Annotated in this window: 9 protein-coding genes; 7 read left to right on the top strand and 2 right to left on the bottom strand. The window is 68.1% G+C overall.

What is annotated here, in order from left to right:
- Window positions 1-217: 217 nt before the first annotated feature.
- From rpoZ to DEO45_RS11325, 7 genes are all read left to right on the top strand, one after another.
- The gene (rpoZ, locus tag DEO45_RS11295) at window positions 218-508 is read left to right on the top strand and encodes a DNA-directed RNA polymerase subunit omega (protein ID WP_068092597.1); all 291 of its coding nucleotides are present in this window, start codon (window positions 218-220) and stop codon (window positions 506-508) included.
- Between the two features lie 127 nt (window positions 509-635).
- On the top strand, window positions 636-2,801 hold the full coding sequence (locus DEO45_RS11300; protein WP_114343586.1) for a RelA/SpoT family protein: 2,166 nt from the start codon (window positions 636-638) through the stop codon (window positions 2,799-2,801).
- A gap of 86 nt (window positions 2,802-2,887) precedes the next feature.
- Window positions 2,888-3,271 carry a Rid family detoxifying hydrolase gene (locus tag DEO45_RS11305; protein ID WP_114343589.1) on the top strand — a complete coding sequence of 128 codons (384 nt, stop codon included), beginning with the start codon at window positions 2,888-2,890 and terminating at the stop codon, window positions 3,269-3,271.
- Between the two features lie 82 nt (window positions 3,272-3,353).
- Window positions 3,354-5,468, top strand: a complete 2,115-nt coding sequence (gene recG / locus DEO45_RS11310; RefSeq protein ID WP_114343591.1) for an ATP-dependent DNA helicase RecG — start codon at window positions 3,354-3,356, stop codon at window positions 5,466-5,468.
- Window positions 5,469-5,614: 146 nt separating this feature from the next.
- The gene (locus DEO45_RS11315) at window positions 5,615-6,550 is read left to right on the top strand and encodes a nucleoside hydrolase (RefSeq protein WP_114343594.1); all 936 of its coding nucleotides are present in this window, start codon (window positions 5,615-5,617) and stop codon (window positions 6,548-6,550) included.
- Between the two features lie 81 nt (window positions 6,551-6,631).
- Window positions 6,632-6,886 carry a type B 50S ribosomal protein L31 gene (locus tag DEO45_RS11320; protein ID WP_114343596.1) on the top strand — a complete coding sequence of 85 codons (255 nt, stop codon included), beginning with the start codon at window positions 6,632-6,634 and terminating at the stop codon, window positions 6,884-6,886.
- 273 nt (window positions 6,887-7,159) lie between these two features.
- On the top strand, window positions 7,160-8,455 hold the full coding sequence (locus tag DEO45_RS11325; protein WP_114343598.1) for a citrate synthase: 1,296 nt from the start codon (window positions 7,160-7,162) through the stop codon (window positions 8,453-8,455).
- Between the two features lie 79 nt (window positions 8,456-8,534).
- On the opposite strand, the gene DEO45_RS11330 is transcribed toward DEO45_RS11325, so the two are convergent.
- Both DEO45_RS11330 and DEO45_RS11335 read right to left on the bottom strand, forming a co-directional pair.
- Window positions 8,535-9,206: a hypothetical protein gene (locus tag DEO45_RS11330; protein WP_114343601.1), complete on the bottom strand. Its 672-nt coding sequence runs from the start codon at window positions 9,204-9,206 to the stop codon at window positions 8,535-8,537.
- Window positions 9,207-9,265: 59 nt separating this feature from the next.
- Entirely contained in the window at window positions 9,266-11,794 is a 2,529-nt protein-coding gene (locus tag DEO45_RS11335; RefSeq protein WP_114343604.1) for a penicillin-binding protein 1A, read from the bottom strand.
- Window positions 11,795-11,984: the final 190 nt, after the last annotated feature.

Consider the following 11,984-nt stretch of genomic DNA (forward strand, 5'->3'; position numbering starts at 1 on the left):
AATCGAAGCTGTGGAGTCATTGGCGCAGAGGATTCGCGTCGGGGAGACAGTTAAGTGTACTGTCTGGTTTTATATCCTGCACGGCTTTCGGAGCGCTTTCCCGGGCACCGCCGATCCGTGGCCAGCCCGCCATGATACGCGCGTGCTCATTGCCAGCAAAGCACCTGCTGGCTACACTGTAAGACTACATAAGTCATTTATTCCCTAAGGATTTCACATGGCACGCATTACCGTCGAAGACTGCCTCGAGGTGATCGACAACCGTTTCGAGCTGGTGCTGATGGCGACCAAGCGCGCACGCCAGCTTGAAAAGGGCGCCGAACCGGCCGTCAATCCCGATCACGACAAGCCGACCGTGCTGGCGCTGCGCGAAATCGCCGCCCGCCGCATCGACCAGGCCACCATCGACCAGATCGACAAGGCCGAGCGCGAGCGCGCCGAGCGCGAGGCGCTGGAGTGGGCTGCGGCCGAGGTGGACGACGATCTTTCCAAGGGCGGCGACGACTGATGGATGGCGGCTGCTGTAGCATGCGCATCCGTCGCGCCGGCGCGTCCGGTGCGACGGCCTGCGTGCGCCGGGCAGCCGAATCCCCCATCCGCCGCGAGGTAGGCGCCTGAGCAGGCGCCGGCATCCGATGACTGCGGCCACCCCTACCGCCACGGTCGACCTGTCCGCGCTGCCACCGTACGCGCTGGCCCTGAAGGAACGCATCGCCTACCTGCCCGAGGCGCAGGTCGAGCGCGTGCTGCGCGCGTTCCAGCTCGGCGCGCAGGCGCACGCCGGGCAGGAACGCAAGAGCGGCGAGCCGTACATCACCCATCCGGTGGCGGTGGCGGGCATCCTGGCCGAGCTGGGGCTGGATGCCGAGACGATCATCGCGGCGATCCTGCACGACACCCTTGAGGACACCGAGCTCAGCCGCGAGACCATCGCCGAGGAATTCGGCGAGGTGGTGGCCGAGCTGGTCGACGGCGTCACCAAGCTGGACAAGATGCGTTTCGGCAGTCGCCAGGAGGCCGACGCGGAAAGTTTCCGCAAGATGCTGCTGGCGATGGCGCGCGACATCCGGGTGATCCTGATCAAGCTGGCCGACCGGCTGCACAACATGCGCACGCTGGGCGCCAAGGATGCGGATTCGCGTCACCGCATCGCACGCGAGACGCTGGAAATCTTCGCGCCGATCGCCCAGCGTCTGGGCATGAACAAGTTCAAGGCGGAGCTGCAGGACCTGGGCTTCCGCGCGCTGTACCCGGACCGCTACCGGGTGATCAGCGAGCGCATCCGCGCCGCGCTCGGCAACCGTCGCGAGGCGATGGGCAAGATCGAGGCGGCGCTTTCCGCGCGGCTCGCCGCCGAGCACATGCCGGCGATGGTGGTCGGTCGCATCAAATCGCCGTGGAGCATCTATTCGAAGATGCGCGGGGACCACAAGAGCTTCGCCCAGCTGATGGACGTCTACGGCTTTCGCGTGGTCGTGGACAGCGCGATGAGCTGCTACATGGCGCTGGGCGTGGTGCATGCGCTGTACAAGCCGGTCGACCGCCGCTTCAAGGACTTCATCGCGATTCCCAAGGCGAACGGCTACCAGTCGCTGCACACCGTGTTGCTGGGGCCATTCGGTGCGCCGATCGAGGTGCAGATCCGCACCGCCGAGATGGATTCGGTCGCCGAGCGCGGCGTGGCCGCGCACTGGGCCTACAAGACCGACTCGGGTCCGGCCAACAGCGCGCAGGCGCGGGCGCGCGAGTGGCTGTCCTCGCTGGTCGACAGCTCGGCGAATACCGTGTCGTCGTCGGAGTTCATCGAGAACGTCAAGATCGACCTGTTCCCCGACGAAGTCTACCTGTTCACACCGCGCGGCGACATCCTGTCGCTGCCGCGCAACGCCACCGCGCTGGACTTCGCCTACGCCGTGCACACCGACGTGGGCGACCACGCGGTGGCGGCGCGGGTCGACAAGAAGCTGCTGCCGCTGCGCACGAAGCTGGAATCGGGCCAGCTGGTGGAGATCATCACTGCACCGTCGGCGGTGCCGAATCCTGCATGGCTGGAAGTGGTGGTCACCGGCAAGGCGCGCACCGCGATCCGCCAGTACCTGAAACACCTGCAGCACGAGGACGCGGTGGACTTCGGCCACCGCATGCTCGACCGCGCGCTGGACGCCCAGGGCAGCAGCCTGGACGGCATCCCGCCGGCGGTGCTGGACCGGTTCCTGGAAACCTCCAAGCTGAAACGGCTGGAGGAACTTCTGTCCGACATCGCGCTGGGCAACCGCATGCCCGACGTGGTCGCCAGCCAGCTGCTGGCCTCGCGCGGCAGGAAGGCCGGCAAGCCGCAGGCGTCGGCGCACGCGCACGAGAAGATCCGCATCACCGGCGCCGAGCGCGGCGTGCTCAGCTTCGCCAATTGCTGCCATCCGCTGCCGGGCGACGACATCATCGGCTACCTGTCCTCGGGCAAGGGTATCGTGGTGCACCGCGAGGAGTGCCCGAACGTGATCGAGCTGCGCAAGTCGCCCGAGCGTTGCGTGGCGATCGAGTGGGACCGCGACGTGCAGGGCGACTACCGCGCCGAATTGCGCATCGAGGTGATCAATCGCCCCGGCGTGCTGGCCACCGTGGCCGCCGCGATCGCCGCGGCCGATTCGAACATCGAGAACGTGGAATACGTCGAGCGCGACGCCGCCGCGGCCACCTTGCTGTTCGCGCTGGAAGTGAAGAACCGCAAGCACCTGGCCGACGTGATCCGCCGCGTGCGCCGCACCGGCGTGGTCAGCGGCGCTTATCGCTATCCCCTGTAGGAGCGAGTGGAGCGGAGCGGGAAACGAGTGCTGGTAATATCGCTCTCGTTTTCCATTTCTCTCCCCTGGCCACCCGAGGCAAGCCCATGTCCCGCAGCATCATCTCCACCGAACAGGCGCCGGCCGCGATTGGCCCGTATTCGCAGGCCGTGCGTGCCGGCAATACCGTGTACTTCTCCGGCCAGATCCCGCTGGACCCGGCCACCGGAGCGCTGGTCGACGGTGACATCACGGCGCAGACGCGGCGGGTGTTCGACAACCTCGCCGCGGTGGCGGCGGCGGCCGGCGGCTCCCTGGCGCAGATCGTGCGCGTGGGCATCTACGTCACCGACCTGGCGAACTTCGCCGCGGTCAACGCGGTGATGGCCGAATACTTCCGGCAGCCGTACCCGGCGCGCTCCACCATCGAGGTGTCCGGCCTGCCGAAGGCGGCGCAGGTCGAGGTCGACGCGGTGATGGTGCTGGACTGAGTCCCGTCGGCGCCGCACGCCGACAGCCGGCGTCGGCAAGCGGCTTACGGCAGGCGACGGCGCTCGGTTAGGCTTGCAGGCCATGGTCACCCGCACTGTCCGCCCCGCTTCCGCCGTCGACGCCGACCCGGGCCTCACGCCGGTCGGCGCGCTGCCGGGGGTGGGTCCGGCGCTGGCAGCGTCGCTGGCCCGGCTGGGGCTGGAGCGGGTGCAGGACCTGTGGTTCCACCTGCCGCTGCGCTACGAAGACAAGACCCGGATCACCGCGATCGCCGACTTGCGGGCGGGCGAGCGGGCGCAGGTCGAGGGCGTGGTCGAGGCGGTCGAGCGCGGTTTCCGCTATCGGCCGCAGCTGAAGGTGGCGATCGGCGACGCCAGCCGGCAGACCCTGCTGCTGCGCTTCTTCCACTTCAACCGCGCGCAGGCCGAGCAGTTGCTGCCGGGCACGCGGCTGCTTTGCTACGGCGAAGCACGCCACGGCGCGCAGGGCCTGGAGATGGTGCACCCGAACTACCGGCGCCTGGACGAGGCTGCGGCAGCCACCGTCGACGAGGCGCTGAGCCCGGTCTATCCGACCACCGAGGGGCTGGGCCCGAAACGGCTGGCCGGGGTGATCGGCAAGGCGCTGGCGCTGCTGCCGCCGGCCGCGCAACTGGAACTGATTCCGCCGGAATGGTGCGCCCGGCACGGACTCACCTCGCTGCGCGATGCGCTGCTGTACGTGCACCGCCCGCCGCCGGACGCCCACCTCGGCCAGCTGATGCTGGGTCGGCATCCGGCGCAGCAGCGGCTGGCGTTCGAGGAACTGCTGACCCAGCACCTCAGCCTGAAGCGCATGCGCGCGGCGGTACGCCAGCGGCGCGCGCCGCAACTGGGCGGCACGGGCGAGCTGCGCCAGCGGCTGCTGGCCGGGCTGGCGTTCCGGCTGACTGCAGCCCAGCAGCGTGTCGGCGAAGAGGTCGGGCGCGACCTGGTGCAGCCGCGGCCGATGCTGCGGCTGGTGCAGGGCGATGTCGGCAGCGGCAAGACCGTGGTCGCGGCGCTGGCGGCGCTGGCGGCGGTGGAGTCGGGTTGCCAGGTCGCCTTGATGGCGCCGACCGAACTGCTGGCCGAGCAGCACCTGCGCAATTTCCGCCACTGGCTGCAGCCGCTCGGCGTCGAGGTGGAGTGGCTGGCCGGCAAGGTCACCGGCAAGGCGCGCCAGCGGGCGCTGGCGAGGGTGGCCGAAGGTGCGTCGGTGGTGGTCGGCACGCACGCGCTGATGCAGGAAGGCGTAGCGTTCGCGCGGCTCGGCCTGGTCATCGTCGACGAGCAGCACCGCTTCGGCGTGCAGCAGAGATTGGCCCTGCGCGACAAGGGCAGGGACGGCGATCTGGTGCCGCACCAGCTGGTGCTGACCGCCACGCCGATTCCGCGCACGCTGGCGATGAGCGCCTATGCCGACCTCGACGTGTCGTCGATCGACGAGCTGCCCCCCGGGCGCACGCCGGTGCAGACCGTGGCGATCTCGAACGCGCGGCGGATCGAGGTAATCGAACGCATCCATGCTGCCTGCCGCGAAGGGCGCCAGGCGTACTGGGTATGCACGCTGATCGAGGAATCCGAACAGCTGCGGGCGCAGGCGGCCGAGGTGGCGCACGCGGAACTCTCCGCTGCGCTCGCTGGCTTCAGGGTCGGACTGATCCACGGGCGCCTGAAGCCGAAGGAGAAGCAGGCGGTGATGGACGCGTTCAAGGCCGGCGAACTGGCCGTGCTTGTCGCCACCACGGTGATCGAGGTGGGCGTGGACGTGCCCAACGCCAGCTTGATGGTGATCGAGAACAGCGAGCGGCTGGGCCTGGCGCAGCTGCACCAGCTGCGCGGCCGGGTCGGCCGCGGCGAGGTCGCCTCCAACTGCGTGCTGCTGTACCAGCCACCGCTGGGCCAGCTGGCGCGCGAGCGGCTGCAGGTGATGCGCGACACCAACGACGGTTTCCGCATCGCCGAGAAGGATCTTGAGCTGCGCGGCCCCGGCGAGGTGCTGGGCACCCGCCAGACCGGCCAGCTCAGTTTCCGCATCGCCGACCTCGCCCGCGACGCGCATCTGCTGCCCGCGGTGCAGCAGGTCGGCGAGTACATGCTGGCGGAGTACCCGCGGCAAACCACGCAATTGATCGAACGCTGGATCGGCGGCGCGGCGCGCTACGCGCATGCGTGATTTTTGCGATCATCCCTGATCGCAAGGTCAAACGGGCGGTCACCCCCGGCCGCATTTTTCAATATTCTTGCAATCGTCCCTGATTGGGAAGATCAAACGGGCGGCCATCCCTGGCTGCACTTTTCAATTCTTGAAATCATCCATTCATGAGCAAGCCGCAACTCCTGATCGATACCGACCCTGGCGTCGACGACGCACTGGCTATCCTGATGGCCTACGCGCACGCCGACATCGCCGGCCTCAGTATTGCCGCGGGCAACGTGGGCCTCGGCCATACCGTGCGCAATGCGCGCACCCTGGTCGACCTGGTCGGGGCGGCGACGCCGGTGTTCGCCGGTTGCGCCGTGCCACTGGTGCGCGCGGCGGATGAGGATGCCGCGTTCGTGCACGGCCAGGACGGGTTCGGCGATGTCGGCTTCCCCGCGCCGACCGCCGTACTGGCCGACGAGCCGGCCGCACTGGCCCTGCTGCGGCTGACCCGCGAGCGGCCGGGCGAACTGACCCTGGTGGCGCTGGGGCCACTGACCAACCTCGCGCTGGCGCTGCGGCTCGATCCGACGCTGCCCGACCGCGTGGCGAGGCTGGTGGTGATGGGCGGGGCGGTGACCGGCCATGGCAACACCGGCAGGGTGCCGGCGGAGTTCAACGTCGGCTTCGACCCGGAGGCGGCGCACGTGGTGTTCGAGGCGTTCCCCACGTTCGACCTGGTCGACTGGGAGGCCACCCTGCGGCACGCGTTCGACGATGACGAATTCGACGGCTGGCTGGCGGCCGGCGATCGGCGTGCGGACTTCTTCCGCCGGATCGTGGCCACGGCGCGCCGCTACAACGCGAAGCACGACCGCCACGGGCTGGTCGCCGCCGACGCGCTGGCGATGGCGGTGGCGCTCGATCCCGCCATCGTCACCCGCCGCGAGACCCGCTCCGTGGCGGTCGAGCTGGACGGCCGGCTGACCCGCGGCGCCACGGTGGTCGACTGGAAGCGCCGGCTGGGCCGGCCGGCCCGGGCGAACATCGTGTTGGAGGTGGATCAGGCCCGCTTCGCCACGATGGTGCGGCGCGCGCTGGGCGTGGCAGGTTGAAGCGTGCGAGCCGCCGACTTGCGGCGATGGCTGCTAGCCCGCTACAATGCCGCTCTTTTCACCACCGCTTTAGAGCCAGCCATGAAGCCTGACATCCATCCGAAGTACGTCCCGGTGGTGTTCCAGGACCTGTCGTCCGACTTCGCGTTCCTGACCAAGTCGACCATGTCCAGCAAGGAAACCATCAAGTGGGAGGACGGCCACGAGTACCCGCTGATCAAGGTGGATATCTCCAGCCATTCGCACCCGTTCTACACCGGCAAGCAGAAGACGCTGGACGTCGGCGGTCGCGTCGACAAGTTCCGTCGCCGCTACGCGGGTTCCGCCAAGGAATAACCGGGCGGCCGCGGCCCGGCCCGCAAAGGCCGGCCGGATCCGATTCCAGACACGGGGCGAGCGCAGGCTTGCCCCGTGTTTTTTCGTGCCCGGCCTACGACCATTCGCCATCGAATGCATCGGTGGCCTTGTGCGATAATGGCCGGCGAACCGGCGCCAAGGCGTCCGTTGCGTCGCACGCTTTCCCCGGCGTGCGGCACCAGGCATTCCCCCGTTGGACGGCACCGACCTTGCGGCCGCCGTCAATGGCGACCCACATGTAAGGAGGTTTCCGTGTCCGACCCCAAGATCGTCAAGCTGGTGGATGAGTCGAGCAAGCGCAGCAGCGAGCTGCCGCTGGTCAGCGGTACGCTGGGGCCGGCGTGCATCGACATCGGCACGCTGTACAAGGACACCGGCCACTTCACCTACGACCCCGGCTACGGCTCGACTGCCAGCACCAAGAGCGCGATCACCTATATCGACGGCGACCAGGGCGTGCTGCTGTACCGTGGTTATCCGATCGAGCAGCTGGCCGAGAAATCCAGCTTCCTCGAGGTGGCCTACCTGCTGCTCAACGGCGAGCTGCCGAAGCCCGCCGAGTTCGCCGCGTTCGAGCACGACGTCTCGCATCACACGATGATGCACGAGTCGCTGAAGAACTTCTTCCAGGGCTTCCACCACGATGCGCATCCGATGGCGATGCTGGCGGCCGCAGTGGCCTCGCTGTCGGCGTTCTACCACGATGACCTCAACGTCGAGGATCCGGCCGACCGCAAGATGGCCGCTATCCGCCTGATCGCGAAGATGCCGACGATCGCCGCCGCCTGCTACCGCTACTCGATCGGCTGGCCGTTCCGCTATCCGCGCAACAACCTGGAATACGTCGACCGCTTCCTGCACATGATGTTCGAGGTGCCGAGCGAGCCGCTGCAGATGAACCCGGTCGCCGCCAAGGCGCTGGACCTGCTGTTCATCCTGCATGCCGACCACGAGCAGAACGCCTCCACCTCCACCGTGCGCCTGGTCGGTTCCACCGGCGCGAACCCGTATGCGTCGATCGCCGCCGGCATCACCGCACTGTGGGGCCCCGCGCATGGCGGCGCCAACGAGGCGGTGCTCAAGCAGCTGCAGGAGATCGGTTCGCCGGACAAGGTCGAGACCGCGGTGCTGCGCGCGAAGGACAAGAACGACAGCTTCCGCCTGATGGGCTTCGGCCACCGCGTCTACAAGAACTTCGACCCGCGCGCGAAGATCATCCGCGAGATGTGCCACAAGGTGCTGGCCGAGCTTGGCGTGAACGACCCGCTGCTGGACGTGGCGATGAAGCTGGAGGAGGCGGCGCTGAAGGACGAATACTTCGTCGAGCGCAAGCTGTACCCGAACGTCGACTTCTACTCCGGCATCATCTACAAGGCGCTGGGCATCCCCACCGAGATGTTCACCGTGATGTTTGCCATCGCCCGCACCGCCGGCTGGATCGCGCACTGGATCGAGCAGCACGAAACCCCCGGGTCGCGCATCGGCCGCCCGCGCCAGGTCTACACCGGCGCCAACGTGCGCGATTACGTGCCGACGGCCAAGCGCTGAGCGCTGGCCTGCACTGAAGCACGAAAAAAGCCCCGGCATCAGCCGGGGCTTTTTTTGGTGGGATGGATGACTGCGGATGTCAGCGCAGCGCAGCGCTCAGCCGCTGCTCGAAGTCGCTGGCGGATTCCTCCTCCAGCAGGGCTTCCGCCTGCGGCAGCGAGGCGCGGCGCATCGGCCGGTCGTCGGCACGGTCCAGCGGGGCCCGGCGCAGAGCGTCGCGCGGCAGCACGGTCAGGTCGAACGGCAGCCCGTCGGCGGCGAACAGCAGCACCGGATATTCAGGCTGCTCGTCGCGGCCGTAGCGCAGCCGCCGCACCTGGGTTTCGATCGGTACGCCGCGCTCGCGCAGGTACAGCACGACCGCCTCCGGGTCGTCGCTGTATACGTGCAGGCAGACCGCGGAATGCGCGTCGGCGGTGCCGTCCAGCACCGCGCCGACCAGCCGCGGCTCGAACGGAACGAGGAAACGCATCGCCTCGACCGCCGCCTCGCGTCGTTGGCGCAGCAGTTGCGGCTGGCTGTCGGCGAGGAACAGCCGCTGGTGCTCGCGCAGTGCCTGCTCGATCTCCAGGTTGCGCGGCAGCGCCTGCGCATCGAGGATGCCAAGCCGTTCGGCGGCCTTCAGCTTGGCGTGATGGAAATCCCGGATGCCGTGCTCGCTCATCAGCCGCGCGGCTTCCTGGGCCACCCGCAGGCGGTTGCGCTGCGCACGGTCGTGCGCGTGGATGCGGTGGTGGTCGCCTCGGGACATGGGGCACTCCTCAACGATGGATGAGCGACGGCCGGGCCGAACCTGGCCCCGGAGGGGCATCAGAAGATGTCGTAGGCGTGCTGCTGGTCCTGCTCCTTCTGCTGGGCCGCCTGGCTGCGCAGCCGGTCGACGTCTTCCACCTTGAACATCTCGTTGATGCCGTCCGGATCGCCCGCCGCGGTGGGCAGGCCGCTGTTGCGGTTGATCAGTACCGTACTGATTCCCGGCGGCATCGGCAACGTGCTCGGCGGCAGGCCCTTCAGCACCGTGCCGGTGTACTCCATCCAGATCGGCAGCGCCGCCTTGGCGCCGAACTCGCCGCGCCCGAGCGAGCTGTAATCGTCGAAGCCCACCCAGACCGCGGTCGACAGGTCGCCGTTGAAGCCGACGAACCAGGCGTCGCGATGATCGTTGGTGGAGCCGGTTTTGCCGGCCAGGTCGTCGCGGTTCAGTGCGCGCGCGGCCGAACCGGTGCCGCGCAGGATCACATCCTTCATCAGCGAGGTGATCAGGTAGTCGTTGCGCGTATCGATCACCCGCGGCGCGAGCACCGGCGGTGCGTTTCCGCCGTGCACGTCGGCCGGCAGCACCGCCTCGCCCACGCCGTCGACGCTGCTGGATTCGGCGGGCTCGCCGGCACTGCCGGCACGGGCCAGGTTGTTGGCGGGGGTGGCCGTCATGTCCGCCGGCGGCGGGCCTGGCGGGCGCGTGTCGAGCAGGCGCTCCTGGCAGTTGCGGCAGGCACGCGCGGGGTTTGCCACGTACACCGCCTTGCCGTTGCGGTCGTCGATCTGGTGGATGAAGTACGGCGTGACCAGATAGCCGCCGTTGGCGAACACGGCGTAGCCGCGCGCCATGCTCATCGGCGATACCGAGGCGGTGCCCAACGCCATCGACAGGTTGGCCGGGATCGCGTCCTGCGAGAAGCCGAAACGGGTGGCGTACTCGCGCATGTAGCGCACGCCGATGGCGTCGAGCAGGCGCACCGAAACCAGGTTCTTCGACTGCACCAGCGCCTCGCGCAGGCGCATCGGTCCGGCAAACTTGTCGTCGTCGTTGGATGGCGTCCAGATGCCGTTCGGGCGCGATGGGTCGGGTAGGGCGAGCGGCGCGTCGTTGATGATCGAGGCCGGGGTGAAGCCGCGCTCGAACGCGCCCGAATACAGGTAGGGCTTGAAGCTGGAGCCGGGCTGGCGCGCCGCCATCACGGCCCGGTTGAATTTGCTGCGCACGAAGTTGAAGCCGCCGACCAGCGCCTGGATCGAGCCGTCTTCCGGGTTGATCGAGGTCAGCGCCGCTTGCGCCGCGGGGATTTGCGCCAGCTGCCATTCGCCCTTGTCGTCGCGCGACAGCCGGATGATGTCGCCGCGCTTGAGCACCGCGTCGACCTTGGTCGGTGCGGCGCCCACGCGATCCTCGTTGATGTGCGGTCGCGCCCATTGCATCGCGGGCAGTTCGAGGATCACGCTCTCGCGGCTGGACAGGTAGACCGTAGCCTGCTTCTCGCTGCTGGCGGTGACCAGGCCGGGCTGCATGCCGGAAACGCTGCCGTAGCCGGACAGGGCCCGGTCGAAATCCGCGTCGCCCGCGTCGGCGGGCAGCTCCAGGTGGGCTTCGGGTCCGCGCCAACCGTGCCGGCGGTCATAGGCGACCAGCCCGGTGCGCACGGCTTCCAGGGCGGCCTGCTGGCGCCCGCTCGGCACGGTGGTCCAGACCACGTAGCCCTCGGTGAGCGCATCGTTGCCGAAGCGATCGAGCACCTGCCGCCGCACCATTTCCGCGAGGTAGGGTGCGTCCACCTCGATCGGCTGCTCGTGCGGATAGGCGCGGTTCGGCTCGGCCACCGCCTGCTCGTAGACCGCCCTGGTGATGTAGTCGTGCCGCAGCATCTCGCCCAACACCCAGTTGCGCCGGGCGAGTGCGCGCTTCTGGCTGTTGATCGGGTTGACCGCCGAGGGCAGCTGGAAGGTCGAGGCGAGCATCGCGCATTCGGCCACGCTCAGCTGGTCCAGCGTCTTGCCGTAGTAGTACTCGGCCGCCGCGGCCACGCCGTAGGAACGGTGGCCGAGGAACATCTTGTTGAGATACAGCTCGAGGATCTGGTCCTTGCTCAGCTCATGCTCGATGCGCAGCGCGATGAAGATCTCGGTGAGCTTGCGCGAGTAGAGCTTCTCCGGGCTGAGGAAGAAGTTGCGCGCGACCTGCTGGGTGATGGTGGAGCCGCCGGGGCCCTTGTCGCCGCCGGTGACGATGACGTGCCAGCCGGCCCGTGCGATGCCGTGCCAGTCCACGCCCGGGTGGTGGTAGAAATCCGCGTCCTCGGCCGACAGCACGGCGTGCTTGAGCCGGTCCGGCACGTGCCCGATGTCCACGGGGATGCGCCGGGTTTCGCCGAAGGTGGCGATCAGCTTGCCATCGGCGCTGAGCACCCGCAGGGGTACCTGCATCGGATAGTTCTTCAGCTCGGCCACCGAGGGAAGCCGGGGGGCAATTAGCCAGTACGCCACACCGACCGCAAGAACTGCCAGGAGCAAGCCGGAAAACGCCAGGATCAGGGCCCAGCGCAACAAACGTCGGAAAATTTGCATGGTGTGGGGGATAGCGAGACCTGAGTCAAAACATGGCGAAGTATAGATGTAGCAGTATCTGCCGCACTGAGGCGTGATCCGCCAAAGCAAGGGTCACGCCAGCGCAGGGCCGATGGCGCAAATGTGGCCGACATCACGCCAATTACTTGAGAAAGTTTCTGTAGGCCGTTGCCATTACGTTAATTTTTAG

Source organism: Rhodanobacter denitrificans, from assembly GCF_003335105.1.
In the GTDB taxonomy this organism is placed as follows: Bacteria; Pseudomonadota; Gammaproteobacteria; order Xanthomonadales; family Rhodanobacteraceae; genus Rhodanobacter; species Rhodanobacter denitrificans_A.

What these genes read in the sequence shown, in the direction of transcription:
- recG (WP_114343591.1), top strand. Translation starts at nt 3,354, where the DNA reads ATGGTCACCCGCACTGTCCGCCCCGCTTCCGCCGTCGACGCCGACCCG.
- DEO45_RS11335 (WP_114343604.1), bottom strand. Translation starts at nt 11,794, where the DNA reads ATGCAAATTTTCCGACGTTTGTTGCGCTGGGCCCTGATCCTGGCGTTT.
- DEO45_RS11330 (WP_114343601.1), bottom strand. Translation starts at nt 9,206, where the DNA reads ATGTCCCGAGGCGACCACCACCGCATCCACGCGCACGACCGTGCGCAG.
- DEO45_RS11315 (WP_114343594.1), top strand. Translation starts at nt 5,615, where the DNA reads ATGAGCAAGCCGCAACTCCTGATCGATACCGACCCTGGCGTCGACGAC.
- DEO45_RS11300 (WP_114343586.1), top strand. Translation starts at nt 636, where the DNA reads ATGACTGCGGCCACCCCTACCGCCACGGTCGACCTGTCCGCGCTGCCA.
- DEO45_RS11320 (WP_114343596.1), top strand. Translation starts at nt 6,632, where the DNA reads ATGAAGCCTGACATCCATCCGAAGTACGTCCCGGTGGTGTTCCAGGAC.
- rpoZ (WP_068092597.1), top strand. Translation starts at nt 218, where the DNA reads ATGGCACGCATTACCGTCGAAGACTGCCTCGAGGTGATCGACAACCGT.
- DEO45_RS11305 (WP_114343589.1), top strand. Translation starts at nt 2,888, where the DNA reads ATGTCCCGCAGCATCATCTCCACCGAACAGGCGCCGGCCGCGATTGGC.